This is a genomic window from Phocaeicola paurosaccharolyticus JCM 15092, assembly GCF_000613805.1.
GTDB lineage: Bacteria > Bacteroidota > Bacteroidia > Bacteroidales > Bacteroidaceae > Phocaeicola > Phocaeicola paurosaccharolyticus.
Genome location: NZ_BAJR01000042.1, coordinates 1 through 22685, shown reverse-complemented (window position 1 = coordinate 22685; position 22685 = coordinate 1). Strand labels below are relative to the sequence as shown.

General features: G+C 38.6%; 13 protein-coding genes, 2 pseudogenes and 1 riboswitch. Of the genes and pseudogenes, 7 read left to right on the top strand and 8 right to left on the bottom strand.

From position 1 onward, the window contains the following. Nucleotides 1–31: 31 nt before the first annotated feature. The 7 genes and pseudogenes from JCM15092_RS13195 to JCM15092_RS13165 all read right to left on the bottom strand — a co-directional run bounded on the left by JCM15092_RS13195 (nt 32) and on the right by JCM15092_RS13165 (nt 11467). Nucleotides 32–2395: a TonB-dependent receptor gene (locus JCM15092_RS13195; RefSeq protein WP_235782370.1), complete on the bottom strand. Its 2364-nt coding sequence runs from the start codon at nt 2393–2395 to the stop codon at nt 32–34. Nucleotides 2396–2513: 118 nt separating this feature from the next. Further along, nucleotides 2514–3527 carry an ABC transporter ATP-binding protein gene (locus JCM15092_RS13190; protein ID WP_024995068.1) on the bottom strand — a complete coding sequence of 338 codons (1014 nt, stop codon included), beginning with the start codon at nt 3525–3527 and terminating at the stop codon, nt 2514–2516. Further along, nucleotides 3527–4558 carry an iron chelate uptake ABC transporter family permease subunit gene (locus JCM15092_RS13185; protein WP_024995067.1) on the bottom strand — a complete coding sequence of 344 codons (1032 nt, stop codon included), beginning with the start codon at nt 4556–4558 and terminating at the stop codon, nt 3527–3529. Before JCM15092_RS13185 ends, JCM15092_RS13190 begins: the two co-directional genes overlap by 1 nt. Next, nucleotides 4559–5694, bottom strand: a pseudogene (locus JCM15092_RS16200) (ABC transporter substrate-binding protein). A 69-nt stretch (nt 5695–5763) separates the two neighbouring features. Next, nucleotides 5764–6885 (bottom strand): YncE family protein, encoded by a 1122-nt coding sequence (locus tag JCM15092_RS13175; protein ID WP_024995066.1) that lies wholly within the window; start codon nt 6883–6885, stop codon nt 5764–5766. A 22-nt stretch (nt 6886–6907) separates the two neighbouring features. After that, nucleotides 6908–8929 carry a TonB-dependent receptor plug domain-containing protein gene (locus JCM15092_RS13170; protein WP_024995065.1) on the bottom strand — a complete coding sequence of 674 codons (2022 nt, stop codon included), beginning with the start codon at nt 8927–8929 and terminating at the stop codon, nt 6908–6910. Nucleotides 8930–8985: 56 nt separating this feature from the next. Beyond that, a riboswitch (cobalamin riboswitch) is annotated at nt 8986–9192 on the bottom strand. 280 nt (nt 9193–9472) lie between these two features. After that, on the bottom strand, nt 9473–11467 hold the full coding sequence (locus JCM15092_RS13165; RefSeq protein ID WP_024995064.1) for a fructose-bisphosphatase class III: 1995 nt from the start codon (nt 11465–11467) through the stop codon (nt 9473–9475). Between the two features lie 282 nt (nt 11468–11749). Here JCM15092_RS13165 and JCM15092_RS16195 point away from each other — a divergent pair. The 3 genes and pseudogenes from JCM15092_RS16195 to JCM15092_RS17265 all read left to right on the top strand — a co-directional run bounded on the left by JCM15092_RS16195 (nt 11750) and on the right by JCM15092_RS17265 (nt 16968). Next, nucleotides 11750–13848 (top strand): annotated as a pseudogene (locus tag JCM15092_RS16195) (hypothetical protein). A 4-nt stretch (nt 13849–13852) separates the two neighbouring features. Further along, nucleotides 13853–16786, top strand: coding sequence for a DUF4450 domain-containing protein (locus tag JCM15092_RS16190; RefSeq protein WP_051532568.1), 2934 nt, complete (start codon nt 13853–13855; stop codon nt 16784–16786). Nucleotides 16787–16797: 11 nt separating this feature from the next. Continuing rightward, the gene (locus JCM15092_RS17265; RefSeq protein ID WP_159101405.1) at nt 16798–16968 is read left to right on the top strand and encodes a hypothetical protein; all 171 of its coding nucleotides are present in this window, start codon (nt 16798–16800) and stop codon (nt 16966–16968) included. Nucleotides 16969–17125: 157 nt separating this feature from the next. On the opposite strand, the gene rplS is transcribed toward JCM15092_RS17265, so the two are convergent. Further along, nucleotides 17126–17479, bottom strand: a complete 354-nt coding sequence (rplS, locus tag JCM15092_RS13150) for a 50S ribosomal protein L19 (RefSeq protein WP_024995063.1) — start codon at nt 17477–17479, stop codon at nt 17126–17128. Nucleotides 17480–17670: 191 nt separating this feature from the next. Here rplS and JCM15092_RS13145 point away from each other — a divergent pair, with 191 nt between their 5' ends. The 4 genes from JCM15092_RS13145 (at nt 17671) to fdxA (ending at nt 22627) form a co-directional block, all read left to right on the top strand. Continuing rightward, entirely contained in the window at nt 17671–18444 is a 774-nt protein-coding gene (locus JCM15092_RS13145; RefSeq protein ID WP_024995062.1) for a 5'-nucleotidase C-terminal domain-containing protein, read from the top strand. Between the two features lie 20 nt (nt 18445–18464). Beyond that, complete coding sequence (locus tag JCM15092_RS13140) at nt 18465–19307, top strand: bifunctional metallophosphatase/5'-nucleotidase (protein WP_024995061.1); 843 nt, start codon at nt 18465–18467, stop codon at nt 19305–19307. 63 nt (nt 19308–19370) lie between these two features. Continuing rightward, complete coding sequence (locus tag JCM15092_RS13135) at nt 19371–22337, top strand: serine hydrolase domain-containing protein (RefSeq protein ID WP_024995060.1); 2967 nt, start codon at nt 19371–19373, stop codon at nt 22335–22337. A gap of 119 nt (nt 22338–22456) precedes the next feature. After that, complete coding sequence (fdxA, locus tag JCM15092_RS13130; protein ID WP_024995059.1) at nt 22457–22627, top strand: 4Fe-4S ferredoxin; 171 nt, start codon at nt 22457–22459, stop codon at nt 22625–22627. Nucleotides 22628–22685 lie beyond the last annotated feature (58 nt).

The following is a 22685-nucleotide window of genomic DNA, read 5'->3' as shown; positions in this document are numbered from 1 at the left end:
TTTTTTATTATTACTTATATGGAAAAAACCTTTAGAATTCCACGGTAACGCCAATTGTAGGAACAACAGTGCCGCTCTCCTGTTTCAGATATTTAAACAGATATCTCTGCTCAGACAAAGGGAGAGAGGTGTCCTCAATAACTCCTGTGCTGACAGGTGTATCTGGCTCCTTAAGTGTACTTTTTGTTATATTCTGTACATCGATGTATACCCCTAACATCCATTTCTTGAAATACCAGCTTTTGTCTACTCTCACATCAAGCTGGTAGAAGTTTCCTCTTGTCAGAGTGTTGTATTGGGAGTAGTCCAGATATGCTTTTCCTCTTTTATCCCATTCCTGTACAAGTGATGACCTCTCTATGTCGTAAGGAGTATAAGGTGCACCGCCAATATAGCTCAGTTTGGTACCTATCATCCATTGTCTTGGTAGCTCTTTCATAGCACTGAGGTTAAGAATAAAGCCGTTGTCCCAAGCCGAATTAATATAATCACTCTCTTTATCTTTCTTATATTGACTTTTGAATATCGTTAGGGAACCAGTCACATCTGTTCCTTTCGATAAATTATAGTTTCCCATGATCTCTATGCCGTATGCTCTGCCTAAAGAGGAAGGTATGAGACGTTCATTCCCTACAACTCCGTAGTCATCACCTTTACATGCTAGAGGTATATCATCTACAACCGACATAGGTATATTGGTATATCTCTTATAGAATAGTTCCGTGTTGAATGCCAACTTTTCATTTATCCTTATCTCCGCGCCACCGGTTATCTGAGCCACTTTCATATATTTCAGCTCCTTATTAATCAGTGCGCCATTCTCTTTATAACCAAGCGAGGTGTATGCCGGTAGCTGATAATATATGCCAGTACCGACAGCTACACTGACATTGTTGTTTATAGCATATTTCATTGAAACCCTTGGCGAGATATGATCAAAAGCATTCCTCATATTATTGTAGTCGCATCCATCTACTCTTATGCCGAACGAGGAGGTGAACTTATTGTTGGCTGAGTTGAAGTTTGCCATAATGAAACCTCCCCACATCCATCTACCAAGATCGGTAATATACTTGTCATATACTCCTTTTGTCAAGAGTTGATTATAATCCATATGGTAGTGGAAATATGAGGTTTCTAATCCTGTTCTTATGTTCCACTGCTCAAGCTTATAGTTATATTCAGCTCGCATATTACTCTTCTGCTCAAAAGAGTTTAGTTTCAGACGAAGTTTATCCGGGTTAGACTCGTCGTTGTCGATATATTTGGTGTTCGAGTTTTCCATACGACTTGTACTGATATATGCAGAGAATATGTTATGGTTGTTGTAATGTTTGTATGATGCGCCTACTGTATAGGTGTTCTGTTTTATTACAGGAAGATAGCTAAGAAGATATTCCGCACTCTCTTTCTTATAATCCATATTCAGTTTCATGCGGTCTATTCCCATCAGACCAAGAAGAGTTATCTCGTTGGTAGTGCTCAAGCGGCTCTTTACCTTGAATTGTCCGTCAATATAGTTGGGTAGGAAAGGCAATCCCAGAACTTTGAATAGTAGCTGAAGGTATGATTGCCTGAGGGAGAATAGATAGGTGGTCTTATCAGTAATGGCACCGCTGCCGCTGAATGAGGCTTCGGACGCTCCTAGAGTTGCTTTGAAAGCACTCTTTTGTGGATTGCCATCACGTAAGTTGAAATCCATGACGCTGCTAAGTGCTCCACCTCTGTTGGCCGGGAATGCACCGGTATAGAAGTTTATGTCGCGTACAAGGTCACTGTTTATGATGCTCACCGGTCCACCGGATGCTCCCTGGGTAGAGAAGTGGTTTATATTGGGTATTTCTATACCATCCATAAAGAAGCGGTTTTCGGCAGGCCCGCCACCTCTCACTATCAGGTCATTTCTATAACCTATAGGAGAGAATGAGACACCTGGATATGATCTCACTATCCTTGAAATATCTCTGTTGGCACCAGGCATCTTCTCAATATCTTTCAGCTCAATAATTCTAAGACTAACAGGCGACTCGCTCTTCCTGGTACTTGGACCGGCAGTGATAGTGACACCATCTAATTGTTTTGTATCCTCCTCAAGTGCTATCTCGATGAATGGAGTCTTTAATGAAATTATATAATCGGGAGTTATCAGAGTCTTATATCCAAGAGAAGATATTCTGAGTTTTATTATACCATGTTCAACTCCACTAATATTGAAGTTTCCCAATGAGTCGGAAATGGCCCCAAGTGTGGTACCTTCAATAAGTATGCTGACAAATTCTATAGGAGTTCTTGAGTATTCGTTTATTACCCTACCTTGGATAGTAGTACTGTTTTTCTGAGCAAATACATTTATGCAGAGCATCAGAGATATTATTAGGGATAGGCACTTACTCATGATGGTATTTATTTAATACATGTACAATTGCAAGCAATATAACGTCTACTTATCACTCTTTTTTGTCCTAGGAAGAAAATATGTTCAAATAAATGGATTATTGAAATAACTATATTTTTTATTCTTGGGCAGTTATGTAATCAAGTAACTCTTCGAATGTAGTAAAATTCTGATTATCTCCTTTAGAAATAAGTGAATAATCGCGGCTCTTATTAATAATAAGCAGTGGAAAATCATTCTTGTCTTCATTGATAATGCAAGCGTATCCATTTCTGTTGAAAGCATTGATTACCCAATGAAGTGTGGTTCTGTCATCGCATATGACATTTATTTTTCTTTCGCTTTGAACCAATGGATAATATACGCCATGGTCGTAATCAAACTTAATTTTATCGTTAGGGAAAAGGCGTTCCATCTTCTTGCTTGATATGATATCCTCGGTTACTCCACTCTCGAGTCCGTTTTCTTTAGAGAGAAGCCATAGTCTGTCGGACAGCACTAGTGCCTGTTCAATGTCATGAGTAGAGAGCAGTATTGCTTTGTTCTGTTCCGCTGCAAGCTTATGGAGCATAGTCATAATCTCAATACGGCTAACTGCATCAAGAAAAGCAGTCGGTTCATCAAGGATGATAAGCGGACACTCCTGTACCAAAGCTTTTGCTATCATTACCTTCTGTCTTTCACCATCAGACAGTTCAGCAGTGTAGCTGCTCGCTTTATGTCGTATGCCTACCCAGTCAAGAGCTTCCTTTATAATTTTATGATCTTTTTTGCGCAGACGTCCGAAGAAACCTGTATGAGGTTGCCTTCCCAATGCCACAAGCTCGTAAACAGTAAGTCCCCCTGCACGTGTTTTGTCTGTGAGTACCACTCCGATACTTTTCGACTTCTCCTTCTCGCTGAAAGAAGAGACAGGCTTGTCGTTAAGTAGCAATCTCCCCGAAAGTGCCGGCTGTGATCCCGAAAGTGTCCTCAGAAGAGTAGACTTTCCCGTACCATTGGCACCTAAAAGAGAGGTGAGTTCACCTGTATATAGAGTCAGATTGATGTCGCTATGTACCAGAGTTTTCTTTTTCCCTGAGTGATAGCCTATAGACAGGTCGTTGGCAACTATGACAGCTCTCTTTCTCATCAGTTGAAATATTGTATTCTTCTTTGATTGATAATAACATATATGATAATAGGCGCACCTATTATCGGAGTCACAGCATTAAGTGGTATTACACCCCATTCGCCTGGCAGAATACAGATTATATTACATATCAGTGCTATGACACTTCCCGTAAGGATGGTGACAGGCATGAGTGAGTTATGATTGGATGTACCGAGCATCAGCCTTGATATATGTGGCACTGCAAGACCGATAAAAGATATCGGACCGCAGAATGCTGTTGTCACAGCAGCCAATATGCCTGTCGCAATAAGAAGTATATTGCGTGTGCGTTTGATATTTATTCCGAGATTCTCCGCATATCTGCTTCCCAGAAGGAGTGCATTCAGTGGCTTAATCATAAGTATAGTTATGAAAAGCCCAAAGAGACATATAGCAGTGAAATATGGTAGTTGCGTTAATGATACTCCCCCGAAGTTGCCCATGCCCCATATCATATATGAGTGGACTCCTTCGGCTGTGGCAAAGAAGTTGAGCAGGGATATAGCCGACGAGGTGATATAGCCAATCATTATACCTGTTATAAGAAGCATAATATTGCTCTTTATGAGTGTTGAAAAGAACAGTATCAATAGCATTACAGCCATAGAACCAACAAAAGCTCCAAGCAATATTGAGAAGAATGATGATAAGGTGAATGAGAGAGAGGAGATAGCTGCACCTCCGGTAAGCATGACAAGCGCAACACCCAGACTGGCTCCCGAGTTAATACCTAGGATAGATGGACCGGCAAGAGGATTGTTAAAAACAGTCTGCAACATAAGGCCGCAAGCAGCAAGTGATGCTCCACAAAGCATAGCAGTGATAGCCTGAGGGAATCGTGATTCCCATACTATATATGTCCAACTGCTCTTCTCCACTTCATTTCCACATAAAATGTTCCACACAGCATCTGCCGGTATCTTTACAGATCCGAAAAGAAGATTGGCTGCTACAAGAATAATGATGAGCAGAGACAACAGAAGACAATATTTTAATCCTTTATATCCCAATTAGTCTGCTAATTTACTGAAATATTTTAATTCATACCCCTTTGTCAGCTCAGGATGGAATATTTTTATTAGATCAGCAAGGAGCTGTTCAGGGTGAAAGGGTGACTCCTCATAATATGGAATGCTGTTTGTATTGCAACCATATATCTTTTTATTCTTGAATGCCGCAAAGTTGGCATAAGGAGAGTACTCCTCTTTCAACTCTCGGTAGTTCTTTTCCTTTACCTGATTATATTTTATGAGCCAGAAATCTGCATTTTCACCTTTCTCGAATACCGATTCGAATGACATCGGCACAGACCCGCTGTGGTTATCATTTGCAAAGATATATTTAGCCCCTGCATCATGAAACAATTTTGCAGAGGTGCTATTACCTCCAGGAATATACCATGTAGAACTATTCTTTAGCTCTGTAATTACTGTAGGTTTATCCTTGCAGCTCAATGCTTGCTTTGCTAGTGAGTTATATCTGCTTTCTACCTCTGTAAAGATAGAGTCTGCTTCTGCCTCTTTTCCTGTGAGTAAGCCATAGAACTTCATCCATTCTGCTCGTCCCAGTGCCGATGTCTCCATATAGTCAGCACATTCTATGATAGGAACTCCCAATTTATCAACTCTTCCATAGCCTCCACTATTTTCGAAAGGGGATAGGAGTAGGGCATCGGGGTGCAGATCAATGATCTTCTCTATATCAGGTGACATACCATCGCCTACATCAATAATGGCCCCTCTTTTACAAGCTCCTGAATTTTACTGAGCTTTATGTATTTTAGGTCGCAAACTCCTGCTATGGAACTGAAGGCACCAAGGTCATTAAAAAGACTCGAGTGTACTGAAGAGTAGACCACTGCTTTTGAAACGGGAGTCCTAACGATGCTTCCTTCAGGAAGCTCCTTTGGCATAGGTTTGTTTTTGTCTACCAGAATATAAGTGTGCAGAACTTTTGTAGTGTCCCAAGGATTACGAAGTGCTGCAACTTTATAATCTTTGAATGATATAATAGTAATGTTTCGTGCGTACTTTATCTCTAGAGTGTCTCCTCCATTTAAACTGGAAGAAGTCTTACTCCTTCCGCTACAAGCGGATAGGAGTAAGACTGTAATTACTATATTGGCAGATAGTAAAAATTTATTCATATTATATTTATAACCTTTATAATTGTCATGACGATAGACAAGTATAGTTCTTTATAACTGATTTACAAATTAATTAAAGAAGATCATCTTTGCTGGAGATATACCGCCGCAGTCGAACTTCTCTTTATATGTACCATCTTTGGCAAATCGGTATATTGTGCCATTTCCCGAAGAGAAGAATGTTACTCCTACATATATATCACCACTTTTTTGATCTGCACTCATCATATAGATGCTTGAACTGTTCAACTCATCCGGAGCATTCTTAAGGAATGATGAACTGTTCATTACACCTGTCTTGATATTATATGAACTGAATGAGTTTGTTGTTGTATATGTTTTCCAATCAGTCACAGAATTAACAAGATAGATCATATCATCACCGGCTGTCATCTTTGTTGCTACACCCAGTTTGGTAACTTTATTGTTTTGAGCAGGGTCAATCATCTGGAAAGAGTATCCCTCAGTGCCATAGTTACCCCAAGAAATTAAGAACACCTTATTATCCCCTTCCAATACCTGATTAGGATTTGTATCAACAGTGATGCTCTCTTTTAATGTAAAGTTGCTTAGGTTAATGACAGATAAATCTTTCTGATATTCGTAGTTAGTTCCGTTCATCTTATATGATTTTGCTACATAAAGATTGCCATTGGCTACAGAAATTCCCTCGAGGTTGCTATCCATATTCTTTATTGTTCCTACTAATTCCAGAGTCTCAGCATTGAATTTAGCAACTACACCACCATAGAACGTTGCATAGATAAATCCGTTGTCAGCAGCAAGGAAACGTATACCGCCACCAAGAACAGCATCACCTGCAAAAGATTTTCTTATCTGCTCAACACCAGCAGCATTAAGTTTTGTAAGATAATTTGACCCATATAGCGAGATGTAGATATTTCCGTTGTAAGCTATCATGTCCTGACCTGTATCACCAAGTTTAGCACTGTTCTGAGTATAGAAAATATCTGCTATAGTTTTGTTATCTGCAGGATTGTAGAATGTAATATTAGCATTATTCATTTGATATGATCCTTCATTAAGAATGAATGCTCTTGTCTGAGGTAGTTCAATCTTAGATCCTTTGTCATTGAGCACCGGCTCATCGTTATCACTACCACAAGATGTGAATGAAACGTTTGCAAAAAGCAAACAGAATGAGGCTAAAAATAAATGTTTAAGATTCATATTATAAAATTTATTGTTTGATTTATAGAGTTATTGTTCCAGTTATTCTCCATGACCTGCCCGGCATAGGATAGTATTTTATAACATCGTACTGTTTGTTTAACAGATTTATAATCTCTCCTTGCAGGCGAATCTTGTATTTTGGCAATTTAAATTCCTTACTAATACTGATATTATGTTCTGTATATCCATCTATCATATTATCGTCGATATTCTGTGACATATAATATCTTTTTCCTACTCCTACAATTGAGTAGCCTAAGTTAGCGTATGGGGTATTAACAACCAGCGACACATTTCCACTGTTTCTCGGAGTATAAGGTAGTTGGTCCTTATAATTTTTGGTGTTCTTATCAGTAACGTCAATAGCTTTCTGATATGTATAAGCTCCCGACAGTACAATCTGTACCTTATCTGATAAAGAGGCAGCGGTTGCCAGTGTGAAATCAGCTCCTGTAATTCGGACTTTCCCATAGTTAACCATCTTCCATGCATATGTAGTAGGAAAGGCAACAATTTTATCCTTTACATTATTATAATAACCATCAATGGTTATAGATATATAATCCAATATGTTAGGTATGTTTGAACTCCATGTCACACCAAGATTGTATTCGTTTGCTTTCTCTGTCTTCAAGTTTCTGTTTCCCAACTGAAAATAGTACAGGTCATTAAATGTTGGAACTCGCATAGTACTCTTATACATCAACCTTAAAAATAGCGTCTCCTCATGAAAAGGCTTTATACTTAACGAGATAGAAGGAACCAGTCTGTTGAAGTCGTTTTGTTTCTCTCCCTGCTTAACATTCTCTGTAATGAATGTGTTTACAAGTGAGGCATTTGCAGTTAAAAGATTGTCCTTATATCTGGCATTTAATGCACTCTGTATAGTATATCTTGTAGGGAAGGGGCATTCAGGCATATCACTCCAAAGAGTATTTATATAACCATCTTGTGCCAGAGAGAAGTTGAATTTGTCGTTCATACTATAAAGCCCTGTTGCCGAGAGATAGCATTCATTCTGACGATGCTTCTGTTCGTATACACCACCTACATACTTTTGGTTCTTCTCTTGATATTTGTTCCAGGCATAATTGTATTTTGCTTGAAACTGTGTCTTAAACTTATCTGAAAAGTCTTTCTTATATAGTGCCTGAATGAAATAGTTCTCGTCCCATAATTTTTCATTGGCAACAGGGTTATATAGAGTTACAGCACCAGGTAGTTCTCTGTCTGAGTAGAAATAGTAGTTCTTTATCTCCAGAGATGAATTGTCTTTGAATGTCTTGAAGAGATTCAATTCGCCTTGATAGCTGTATATAGCGGAGTTGTATCTCTTCTCCGCTGTAACATATTTCCCGTTTCTCAGTGTGAAAGGGTAGTTTCCGTCAGCGCGCATATAATTAGCATCCATAGATATAGATAGACTCTTCCCCGCCTTCTGCCACCATCTTAATGCAGGCGACAGATATCCGAATGATCCCCCTTTAGCTTGGAAACGTATCAGTGAATTCTTCCCATTTTCAAAGTGTGGTTTCTCTGTCTCTATGTTTAATAATGCTGCAGAGGCATATTGTCTTGCTGACTGCAACATATCTTCACTTTGTCCCATGGAGAGGGATAGCATCTCTACATTATCCAAAGAGAAACGTCCCAAGTCTATCTGTCCTGCCTGACAGTTGCTCACAGTAACTCCATCGTAGCTTACTGCAGTATGTGCAGCACCCATATTTCTTACAGATACAGTCTTTAATCCTCCTATGCCTCCATAGTCTTTTACATTTGCTCCTGCAAATCGTCTTACTGCATCAGCCATATCCTGCACTGCAAGTTTATCAAGGTCTTCTCTTGAGAGAGTCTGTACAGGTGCAGTAGAGGCAACTTTGTTCGGAGCACGACGTGCTTTAACAATTACCTCCTGTATCTTATGTACTTTACTGGTAACAGTATCTTTTTTATCCTGTGCATGTATTGGTGATACAAAGAACAGATTTGCACATATAAAAAGATACAATATCCCATAACAGTGGATATTCTCTTTCATAAAATGTAATGTTATTCGTTATGCATCTTTCCGAATCCCTTTCCTCGAGGGCAAACGGCGCTGACTTTAGTTTTGCAGGTCTTCTGACTTACTCCTGTTTACTTGCCTTCCCGTCAAAGTGACAGTGGCGTTAGAATAAGTAAACGTAAACTATTGGAGCTTACAGCAGCGGGACTGTCCAGGACTTGCACCTGATTCCCTTTTCATCCGCTACTTCGCTTTTATGTGGGAAGTAGTACGGAACAAAACATTGCAAAGATAATCATTATGTGTAAATCCAAAAGAAAAGGAAGAAAAATTTCTTTTCTTCCTTTATTTTATCGTTTATGAACTCTTAGCTCATATTGAAATCGCTGATATTATATCTATTCTTTAGATAGAGTGAATATAACCGTAGATAAAAAAATCTAATATTATTCTTACTTTATTATATCTCGTATGAACTCTTAGCTCATATTGAACTCGCAGTTATACTATAAATTAGTTCTAAGTCTACTCTTTAGCCAAAGTTCAGCTAACCATAGATAAAAAGGAGTGAAAAAATTATCTTCCTTTCTCTTTTATATAGCCTTTTCTGTAAGCTACGAGCAGCTTCTTCAGGTTGCCAATCTGTTCAATCAGTTCACGGCCCTTATCAGTATCTCTTACCATCAGACGTTGTGAGTTAAGTTCCACGAGAAGGGTAGTGCTCTTGATATCCTGTCCCTCTTCAATCGCCTTCTGAGTAGATGTGAATGGTTCGTGCTGTACTAATTGCATTCCTCTGGAGTGGTATACTAATGTATAACCGGCAATACCGGTTTCCGGTTGATAAGCTTTTGAAAAGCCTCCATCTATTACCAGAAGTTTTCCGTTTGCCTTTATAGGAGTCTCGCCCTTGATGATCTTCACCGGGACATGCCCATTAATGATATGTTTATGTTTACCCACTACATTGAATTCGTCAAGTAGCATATCCACTACCTTCTCTTCATTTCTAAGTGAGTAATAATATCCTTTTACCTCTTTGTGCGTCTCTTTATCTGCTATAAAATATCTCTCGAAAGTGGCCATCTTGTCTTTGTCAAAAGGAGGTGCATCTTTTCCACACCACAGATACCATACATAGTCAACTGCATATCTCTTGTCTTCAATGTCGATATCATCATTAAAGGCTGCTCTTACTATCTGTCCCACCTTTTCCATAAGAGCTTTTCCTTTGTACTTCTCATCTCCAATCTGAACCTCTTTCAATGTACCATCCGCATTAAGTGGAATAGATGCATGGAAGAGCAGGTTAGAATTGCAGACATTATACATACAACCATGCTTAAGCAGACAACGCATATGTACCTTAAGTTTCTCGCTGCTTGCAAAAGAGTGATGTATCTTATCAACTATCTCACGTTCCTCTATTGTGAGTTTGTAAGGATCGGCAGGATCTATTGTTGGGAAGTTGGTATCCAGAAGTTCGTACTCCTTATCTCCAATCATTACCTTACCTTCTGATAGATTCATCTTATCAATAAGCAATCTATCATCCATCTCATATTCAGGATGGCGCTTGATAGTCTCTCCTTCCAACTTGAACTGTATAACACTTATTGCCTTATGCATCTGAGAGATAAGTCTCAGTGTCTTTTCGCTGTGTGTATCATTATCATCGACTTTAGGTCTGAATCTATTGCATGAATCATTAGCATAGGTCTCCATGGCAAAAGTGGCAAGAGGAAGAAGATTTATACCATATCCATCCTCAAGAGTGTTCAGATTTGCATATCTCATGCTCATTCTTATCACGTTTGCCATGCTACATTCATTTCCGCAAGCTGCTCCCATCCATAATATATCATGGTTTCCCCACTGTACATCAAAGTTATGATAGTTGCAAAGAGTATCCATAATGATATGAGCTCCCGGTCCGCGGTCGTATATGTCGCCTACTATATGCAACAGGTCTATGACAAGCCTTTGGATTGTATTAGCCATGGCAATGATGAAATCATCAGCTCTTCTTGTCTCGATGATGGTCTTTATGATGACATTTATGTACTCATGCTTATTTGGTTCAGCAGAAGATTCGTGAAGAAGCTGTTGAATGATATAAGAGAACTCTTTTGGAAGAGATTTTCTTACCTTAGAGCGTGTATATTTTGACGATACATTCTGGCAAACTTTTACAAGTTGGTTCAATGTAACGAAATACCAGTCATCTATATCTTTCTCTTTCTCCTTGACAAGTTCCAACTTCTGTTCCGGATAATAGATAAGAGTACACAACTCTTTTTTCTCTTTCTCCCTCAGAGAATTGCCAAAAATCTCATTTACTTTTCTTTTAATTGCACCCGATGCATTTTTCAGAACATGCTGAAAAGCTTCATATTCTCCATGAAGGTCTGCCAGGAAGTGTTCAGTTCCTTTTGGAAGGTTCAGTATTGCTTCCAAGTTAATAATCTCTGTACTAGCCGATGCTATTGTAGGAAAACTCCCTGAAAGCAATTGGAGGTAACGTAGGTCCTCTTTGACTAGTTTGGTGTCAATATTGCTATATGAGTTCATATCGTAATCTTTATCTTTCATAAATCGTATGCAATTTACGAATTTTGAGTCATTCTCAATATAGTTGTCAATATAAAATTAAAACAATATGTTTTTGTCATGACAATCACCATGTATAGTCCTATAATATGTAATAGCTTCTTAATATCCCAATATTTCAACAATATCGGTCAATATATACTTTTATACTAATATCTTATGTATAATTGTCTAGCCTTATGTATTATTATCTATAGAATAAAATGTAGCATTATAATATATTTGTAGTTAAAATATAATACAATGAAGATACGATTAATAAACCTATTGTTCATCTTGCTTCCATTTACTTCTGTCCATGCGTCGCACATAGACAGAAAGTCAGTAGTTACTAGAAATAATCCTGTAAATACCTCTTTTGAGTCATTGTCCTCTTTATCTGTCGGCAATGGAAACTTTGCATTCACTGTTGATGCCACAGGTCTGCAGACATTCCCCGATTTTTATAAGGATGGTGTCCCTCTTGGAACTCAGAGTGTATGGGGTTGGCATAGTTATATTAATAAGGATAATTTAAAGTTCGAAGATACTCTTAAGGAGTATGATTTTGGCCGTGGTCATAAGGAGCTCTATACTGTCGAGAAGAAGAATCCTCAAGCTTCCACATGGTTTAGGGTAAATCCTCATCGCATGCACCTTGGCATGGTAGGATTTGATTTCGACGATGCCACTCCAACTTCGAATATAAAAGATATACATCAGTCTCTTGATATGTATGATGGAATAATTAAGAGCAACTTTATACACAACGGTACATCTTACAATGTAGAAACATTGGTACATCCTAATATTGATATGGTTTCATCATCAATCATGACAAAAGGTTCAGAGAAGCCATCGGTAAAATTCCGTTTCCCTTATCCATCAGGAAAACATACAGATGACGGTTGCCTATGGGATTGTGATAGTTTGCACTCAACAACACTATTGCAGAGTAAAGCAGGAGAGGCAATCCTTATGCACAAACTTGATTCTACAATCTATTATATAAGGATAGAGTTTGGTAAAGATGATAAACTTGTAAAGAATGGCCCTAACTCATATCTTCTGAAATCCGGAGATGATAAACTTGACTTCTCATTTACATTCTCAAAAGATTACCCAAAAGAGGTGGCACATACCTTTGCTGATGCTAAAAATGCATCTTCACTATTCTGGAGAGACTTTTGGAACAGAGGTGGTATGTAGATTTTTCTCTCTGTAAAGATCCAAGAGCAAAAGAACTCGAGAGAAGAGTTATTCTCTCATTATATCTTACTGCAATACAATGCTCGGGTGATATGCCTCCTCAAGAGACAGGACTTACATACAACTCATGGTTTGGCAAGTTCCACCTGGAGATGGTATGGTGGCATCAGGCACATTTCGCACTTTGGAATAAGATGGAGGTTCTCAGTCGTACCCTCGGCTGGTATTCACAGGTAGCCGACAAGGCACGTGCTATTGCAGAGCGTCAGGGATTCAAAGGTGTGAGATGGATGAAGATGACCGATCCATCGGGCATGGAAGCCCCATCGGGTGTCGGCTCATTTTTGATATGGCAGCAGCCACACCTTATATATTTTGCAGATCTGATGTATAGAAATAATCCATCAAAGGAGCTTCTTAAGAAATATTACCCATTGGTTGAGCAGACAGCCGAGTTTATGGCAGATTATGCACTCTATGATAAGGAAAAAGGAAGATATATACTTAATGGTTGCATTCCTGCTCAAGAGACTTTGCGTGCCAGCGAGACAATAAATCCTCCATTCGAATTGTCATATTGGCATTATGGACTTACCACAGCACAGAAGTGGTTGCAAAAGATGGGACTTCCTAAGAATGAGAAATGGGAGAAGGTAATCAACGGGCTCTCTCCATTGGCATATAATGCCGACTCACTCTATCTTGCCTCCGAAGATGCTGTAGATACATATAAGGATATCAGATTCACAAGTGATCATATGGCAGTGCTCGGAGCTTATGGAGTTCTACCTGATAACCGACTTATAAAAAAAGATATAATGTCGAAAACATTTGACTGGATATATGATAAATGGAACTGGGACAAGACATGGGGTTGGGATTATCCAATGACAGCCATGGATGCAGTACGTTTAGGCCGTCCCGAGGAGGCTATCTCTGTATTACTCATGGATAAAAGGACAAATACATACCTCACTAACGGACATAATTATCAGGATGGCCGTTTGAGAATATATCTCCCTGGCAATGGTGGCTTGTTGTCTACAATAGCACTTATGTGTGCAGGATGGGATGGATGTGAAGTTGAAAACCCGGGCTTCCCTAAAAATGGAATGTGGGATGTGAAATGGGAAAATATAAAACCTTTACCTTGATAATATGAAGCATTGCATAGGTATTATCTCTCTTCTGTTACTCTTTATCTGTACCACAGAGGCAAGAGCAGAAGAGAGTGCTAAAATAGGTTCGGGCGATAAACGTTCAATGAACTATTATCCTGTTGACGGCGACTTCGTCACTGTCAATGGTAAGAATAGATATACCAGAGCGCTTTACGGCACACAAACTCAGTTCCGTCTGGAGACAAGTGATGCTCCGATTTTTGCCATATATAATAAGAAAAACAACTGTAATATCAGCTTCACTCTTATAAGACAAGATGGAAAAGTAATTCCTCTTGAAGAGGTGACTTATTGCAAGTCTATGTATGGTAAAGGAAACAGAAGGTATATTATTCGCGACAGCCGTATAGGTGCTGCCCAGATAAATCTCTGTGCAGTAACACTTAGTGATATGAACGGAGCTTTGTGGATTATCGATAATAAGAATTTAGGCAAAGCTAAACTGGTATGTACAGTAACTGATGTACGCAATACTCGCCTTTCGAGGAATGGGGACATGGGAGTTGACTTGATAAACTCATTTGATAGGTCATTAAATCCTAAATATCTCTTATCGGATACATTAGAACTTAATAACCGACGCTCTGCAATATCTGTTGTAACCGCTGATAATGGTTACAGGATAGTTAAATACAAGGGCGATATCTCAAAAGGGAAACGGTTAGATGACAAGTTCATAAATGAGACATTGAATATCAAGGAGAAACTCTCGCAGAGTCTCTCTTTCTCAACTCCCGATAAGTTTCTTAACCCTATAGGTTCTGCATTGTCTCTGGCAGCCGATGCAATATGGGATGGTAAGGTATGGCTTCATGGAGCTGTAGGATGGCGCATGCCTCTTAATGGATGGAGAGCTGCATATACAGGTGACTTCATTGGATGGCACGACAGGGCTCGTACTCATTTCAATGCTTATGCTCTTTCACAGGTCGACACCATTGCACCGACAATCAGTCACCCTTCACAGGATAAATCCCTGAATATGGCAAGGGCAGAGAAGAGATGGGGTACGCAGATGTATAGCAACGGATATATATGTCGTAATCCTGAGAATAAGCGTCAGATGCATCATTATGATATGAACCTTTGTTATATAGATGAGCTGCTATGGCATCTTAACTGGACCGGCGACATAGAGTATGCAAAGAAGATGTGGCCTACTATCAAGAGACATCTTGAGTGGGAGAAGAGGAACTTCGACCCAGATGATGATGCATTATATGATGCTTACTGCTGTATATGGGCCAGCGACGCTCTCTATTATAACAGTGGAGCTGTAACTCACTCTTCTGCATACAACTACCGTGCAAACAGAGATGCTGCACGTATAGCAAGACTAATAGGTGAAGATCCGAAACCTTATGAGACTGAATCAAAAAGGATACTCAATGCCATGAATGAAAACTTGTGGCTTGACAAAACCGGCTGTTGGGCTGAATACAAGGATTTCATGGGTTACGGAAGAGTGCATGAGTCGGCTGCTCTGTGGACTATATATCATGCCATAGACTCTGAAGCTTGTACACCGCAGCAGGCATATAGTGCCACATGTTATATTGATAAGAACATACCACATATCCCTGTTGAATGCGACAGCATCTCGGAAAAACTATATACTGTTTCAACATCCAACTGGATGCCTTATTCATGGAGTATAAACAATGTAGCTTTTGAAGAGGTTTATCATACAACATTGGCATATTGGAAAGCAGGAAGATATGATGAGGCTTACTCTCTTCTTAAGGCCTGCATAATGGATGGAATGTATTTAGGCAAGTCCCCTGGAAATATAGGACAGACAAGTTATTATGATGCAGCAAGAGGCGAATGTTACCGTGACTTTGGTGATACTGTGGGCATACTAATGCGTGCCATTGTACAGGGACTCTATGGAATTGAGCCTGACCTTCTTGAGGATAAGGTGTTGATAAAACCAGGTTTCCCATCTCTTTGGAACAGTGCTTCAATAGATATATCCGACATCTCTTACTCATTTAAGAGAGAAGGCAGTAAAGATTTTTATGACATCAAGCCTTCATTTAAGAAAAAGGCCGATATAGTGCTAAAGGTAAAGAAAATCTCTTCGGATATTTCGTCGATAAAGATCAATGGAGGTAAGGCAAGTTATGATATTGAAAAGGGAGTGGAATGCGATTGGGTAAAGATTATGATTCCTGCAAACCTTAAGAAGATGAATGTAGAGATAACTTGGAGTGGCAAAAGTTGTTTGAAAAACCATTATGTGGATAGCGAAAAATCCTTTGATGTGATGCCTGCAGATCAGATGACAACAGATGAAATGTACACAGGCGAGATGCATAAAGATGAGATGCCTGCTAATGAGAAATACAATCTTCCTGGATTTGCTCATGTAGATGCAGCCAACTGTCAGCCGGTTGATATCAGCAACATTCTCAACGACAATCTATCACAGATATTTCGTAATAACTATATTTCTCCTCGTTCTCCATATACCACACTTCAGATTCCTGTTCATGGCATTGGTGAGTGGTGTCATCCTCTTGACTCAGCACATATAGATGATAGTGGTTTAAGGAGAAAATCGGACGGCAATATTTTTGTTGCAAATAATGTCCCATTTAGATCTATGCAGAAAGGTAAAAATATTGCATTCACTTCATTGTGGGACAACTATCCTGACTCATTGTCAATACCTATTGAGGGAAATGCTTCGAACATTTATCTGTTAATGGCAGGTACAACAAATCATATGCAGTCAAGGATAGATAATGGCATGCTCAAGGTGTGTTATGAAGATGGAAGTGAGCAGTGTATGCCACTTACAAATCCATATAATTGGGCTCCGATAGAGCAGGATTATTTTGTTGACAATAAAGCTTTTCAACTTTCAACAAACGACCATACAGAGTACATCTTAAGAGTGGAATAGTTTCGGACAATTTGCAGGATGAATTGAAAATTGATGGAGTCTATGGCCGAAGAATAGATGGAGGCGGAGGTATACTTATTGATTTCCCTATAGACAAAAGTAAGATACTGAAATCGTTGAATGTGATTACCTTATCGAATGATGTGATAATTGGTGTTATTGGAGTCACACTTCAGAGATAAGAATTTAATAATGGATATGTTTAAGTAATATATATCAAACTGCAGTTTGTGGTATCCATATTATCATCTATTGCAGAAATTTGTTGGTGATAAAAACAAAAAAGGTATTTCGTTACGAAATACCTTTTTTATTTTAGGAATTTGAGAAATCACGAAATTATACGTTAGCTCTTTTTTCCTGAATTCTGGCTTTCTTACCAGTAAGAGCACGCAAATAATACAATTTAGCGCGACGAACTTTACCTACCTTATTTACTGTAATGCTATCGATTGCAGGAGATTCAAGTGGGAAAATACGTTCTACACCTACTGTACCAGACATTTTGCGAACTGTGAAACGTTTCTTATCACCATGTCCAGAGATTTTGATAACAACACCACGATACAACTGTATACGCTCTTTGTTACCCTCAACGATACGGTATGCTACTGTAATAGTATCACCAGCTTTGAATGAAGGATGTTGCTTACCTGTAGCAAATGCTTCTTCAGCAATTTTAATTAAATCCATTTTTGCAAAAATTAAATTGTTATCGTTACAACGTAACATATCAAGTAACACTTCTTGACAGCGATTACGCGAAAGCGGTGCAAAGTAACTAATTTTTTGCTAGATAGCCAAGCCCATTCACTTTTTTTTAATATCAAATTATTGTCTTGGCTCTGATTTTTACTTACTTTTGAAGAGTTATGAACAGTATAATGAATATGAGTTTAATTAAAACTATTTCTTTTGCGTCACTTTTCTCGGGAGTGATACTGTTTTCTTCCTGTCAATCATCTTCTTATACACTATCTTCAGTAGAAGGAGAGAGCATTGTAGTAGATCACAGATATGATGCAACGCCAAACATTGAAGCCGAGAAGATCCTTCTTACATACAAAAATAGAGTAGACAGTATAATGTCTCCTGTGATAGGGTATAGCCTTATCGACATGAGTGCACAGAGACCTGAGAGTACCCTCTCTAATCTTGTGGCTGACATCTTGAGGCAATCAACTACTACATATATAGGGAAACAGGCAGATGTGGCTGTTATAAATATGGGAGGCCTGCGTGCTTCTCTGCCAAAAGGTGATGTGAAATATGGAAATATCTTCGAGATAACACCATTCGAAAATACATTGTGCATCATAAAGATGAGTGGTAAGGATATGAAGGAGCTGTTTCAAAATATTGCATCAGTAAGAGGAGAGGGACTAAGTGGAGCTCAACTCGTGGTCTCAAAAGAGGGCAAACTTATCAGTGCAACAATTGGTGGAGTAGATATTGATGATAATAAGATGTATAATGTAGCTACTGTTGATTATCTTGCCGAAGGTAACGATAATATGGTGACATTCAAGAAAATCACAGATAAGGTACAGCCTGATGGGGCAACACTTCGTCAGATTTTCCTCGACTATGTTAAGGCAATGAGTGCACAGGGAAAGAAACTGGACTCAAAAGTTGAAGGAAGAATTGTAATTAAATAAGGCATTAAAAGCATACTATAATGAACAGACTATATATATTAACTCTCTTTTTATTCGTCTCTTTATCTCTTTCAGCTCAGAAAACGAAAGAGTTATTGATACTTCATACTAATGATACTCACAGCAGGATAGAACCTGTATCCGTGAGTGATCCTGATACCATGTTGGCAGGGCGTGGGGGGTATGTGAGAAGAGCTACTCTAATAGACTCGGTAAGGAATAGAAACAAAAATGTACTCCTCTTCGATTGCGGTGACTTTTCTCAAGGTTCGCCTTTTTACAATATGTTCAAGGGAGAAGTCGAGATAAATTTCATGAATCAGGCAGGCTATGATGTTGTTACAATAGGAAACCATGAATTTGATTTCGGTATAGATAATCTGGTACGCCTATTCAAAATGGCAAAGTTCGATGTTGTAAACTGCAATTATGATTTTAAAGGCACACCACTTGAGGGTTTGGTAAAACCATACAAGATTATAAAAAGAGATGGACTGAAGATTGGTGTTCTTGGAGTAGGACCTATGTTGAAAGGTCTTGTTCAAGACAAAAACTATAAAGGAATTGAGTTCAATGACCCTATAAAATCCGCTCAAGACGTTGCGACTTTTTTGAAGAAGAAGGAGAAATGTGACATAGTTATTGTTCTGTCGCACTTAGGATGGGAAGGTAAACCTTATTCTGATGAGATATTAATTCCAAGTACAAGAGATATTGATGTAGTATTGGGAGGACATTCACACTCATATTTTGATAAACCCAAATATTACAAGAACCTTGATGGCAAGATGATACCTCTGCAGCAAATGGGTAAGAATGATGGTTTTGTAGGTGAGATTAGGGCTAAATTTATTAAGAAATAGTTCTTCAGACAAAAGAGGTTTAGTTTTAAACCTCTTTTATGTATATATAGAAAGGAGAGACGTGTGAAAAAGGCTACCATAATTTTATTAACAACTATAATAATTCTCATGGCTCATGCCTCTGTTATTCCTAATATAATCAAGAATAACCAGAGCAAAAGCTCCAGATGTGATGAGTGGGTTGAAGAGAGAATGTCGCGGATGACACTTAAAGAGAAGATTGGTCAGCTCTTTATCTATACTGTATCACCATACAATACAAAAAGCAACAAGAAGATAATCTATCAGGCTATTAAGAATTATAATGTAGGAGGTTTACTCTTCTCGGGAGGGCAACTTACAAACCAGTCACTGCTTACAAACTATGCTCAAGGAGTATCCGATATACCTCTTTTCATCTCTTTCGATGGTGAGTGGGGATTAGCTATGCGACTTAATAATACTCCCTCTTTCCCAAAGAACAGGATATTAGGCTCTATATCTGATAATAATCTCATCTATGAATATGGACGTGAGATGGCTCGTCAGTGCCGTGAGATAGGTGTGCATATTAACTTTGCTCCTGTTGCCGATATAGACAATAATCCAAAGAATCCTATAATCAATACTCGCTCTTTTGGTGGTGATCCTGATAATGTATCAGAGAAGGTAATAGCATATTCCAAAGGATTGGAGGATGGAAACGTGCTCTCAGTCTCCAAACATTTCCCGGGACATGGTGATACCTCAGTGGACTCACATAAATCACTTCCTGTTTTGGAGTTCGACCGTCATCGTCTTGATAGTATAGAACTTGTACCATTTAAGAGAGCTGTTGAGGCTGGTGTTGGTGGAGTGATGATAGGACACCTTTTTGTCCCCTCTATTGGTGATGGAGCTGCCTCTCTCTCTAAGCCTGTGATAGATATTCTAAAGAAAGATTTGAAATTCGATGGTCTTGTCTTTTCCGATGCCCTTACAATGAGAGGAGTATCAAATGAACCTAATCTCTGTTCACGAGCACTTATAGCCGGTTGCGATATAATATTAACTCCAAAGAATCTTAAGAAAACCTTGGATGATGTTCTCTCAGCTGTAGATAGTGGTCAGCTTACAAAAGAGCAGATAGATGAGAAGTGCCGTAAGGTACTTACATATAAGTTTTATCTGGGACTCGACAAACCTCAGCGTATTCAGATGGCAGGTTTGGAGAAGAGGATTAAGACAGAGAGGGCAGACAGCCTTATTACTGAACTATACAGAGCCTCGGTCACTGTATTAGGTAATAGAAACGGTGCAATACCATTGGATATAAATGGCAATGGGAATGCATTTATTGAGATAGGCAATAAAGATGATGATACAGTTCTATTCGATGAACTTCATAAAAATATGCAAATAACCAAATGTGAGGTTAATGCAGACTCATTAGCATCTATAAACGAAAAGTTGAAACCCTACAGAAATATTATTGTAGTGGTAAGGACTAGTTATGAACTTAAGAGGTATAGCGAATGGCTAAGCAGTTTGGGAGACCATAAAAATATTATCTATCTATATCTGTCGCCTATAAAGTCATTCGACACTAAAGATGAAATATGGAGAGAGGCTTCTGCTGTGATTCTTGGTAATAGTGACAGAGTAGAGGTTCAGAAGCATATAGCTAATATCCTCATGGGTAAAGGTAAGGCAGATGGACGTATCTCTGTCTCTGCTGGCGACCTCTTTAAACCTGGTGATGGCGTAGAGATTAAAGATGGAATGCATGCGGTATATCGTCCTGAGAATTATGGCATGGACTCAAAAGTTCTTGCAAAAATTGATTCTGTAGCTCTTGATGGAATATCACAGGGAGCATATCCCGGTTGCCAGATTGTGGTGCTTAAGGATGGAATGCCTGTTTATGATAAGGCTTTCGGTACATATTCATATAAAGATAGTACCAAGGTAACAATAAACAGTATATACGACCTCGCTTCACTTACAAAGAGCACGGCAACACTTCTTGCCGTTATGAAACTTTATGATGAGGGAAGAATAGGGCTGACAGATAAGATATCATCTTATGTCCCTCTGTTGAAGGGAACTAATAAGGAGCGTATAACGATTGAGGAACTTCTGATGCATCAGTCAGGACTTGTCTCTTCGCTACCATTTTATAAAGAGTTTATTGACAAGTCATCTTATAAAGGTTCTTTCGTTAAAAGTAGGATGGACAAGAATCACTCTGTTCAGATAGGAAAGGATGCTTATGTTCCTGCCTCTTTCAACTATAAGAAAGAGTATATCAGTAGTACATATAGTAAGGATTATCCGCTGCAGATTTCTGACTCTCTGTTTGCTTCTGCTAATGTAAAGGGAATGATTCTTACCCAGATAGCTAATTCACCGTTAAATGATAGAAAATATGTGTATAGCTGTCTGAATTTCATGTTGCTCAAAGAGATGGTCGAGAATATCACAAAAAAGACTCTCGATGAATACCTTGATGAGAAGTTCTATAAACCAATGAGATTGGATAGGATAGCCTATAATCCTTTAAGAAAATTCAAGGTTGAGGAGATAGTCCCAACTGTAGAGAATGATTATCTTCATAGAGGAGCTCTATTGCAAGGATATGTGCACGATGAGGCAGCAGCATTCATGGGAGGAGTGTCGGGTAATGCAGGTCTTTTTGGAAATGCTCTTGATGTGGCAAGAGTATATCAGATGATAATCAGTGAGGGAGAATACAATGGTGAGACTTACCTCAGTAAAGTGACATGTAATCTTTTCCTTACATATAAGTCAAAGATAAGTAGGAGAGGATTGGGATTTGATAAACCTGATCTTGACAATCCAAAGAACTCACCTTGTGCAGCAGAAGCAGATAAGAGTGTAGTCGGTCATACAGGCTTTACAGGTACATGTGCATGGGCAGATACAAATAGGAGACTTGTATATGTTTTCTTGAGTAATAGGATTAATCCGCAGCCATATTCACAGCATAAGTTGTCACAACTTGATATACGTTCAAAAATACAACAGCTTATATATCAATCAATAAAGTGAAACTTAATTTAGATTATTTACAAATTAATCTAATTTAAACATTCATTCTTTATATAAAAGAAGAAATGATGTAATTTTGTTTCAACAATTAGTACTAATAACTTAATTTTTTAAACAAAATGGCTTACGTAATTAATGACGATTGTATCGCTTGCGGTACTTGTATTGACGAATGCCCAGTAGAGGCAATCTCTGAAGGTGATAAGTATTCAATCAACCCAGAACTTTGTACTGAGTGCGGAACTTGCGCAGATGTATGTCCTTCTGAGGCTATTCACTTAGGAGAATAATTAAAGATATTTATAATAAAAAGCGCTGGTTGTTAATCAACCAGCGCTTTTTTATTAG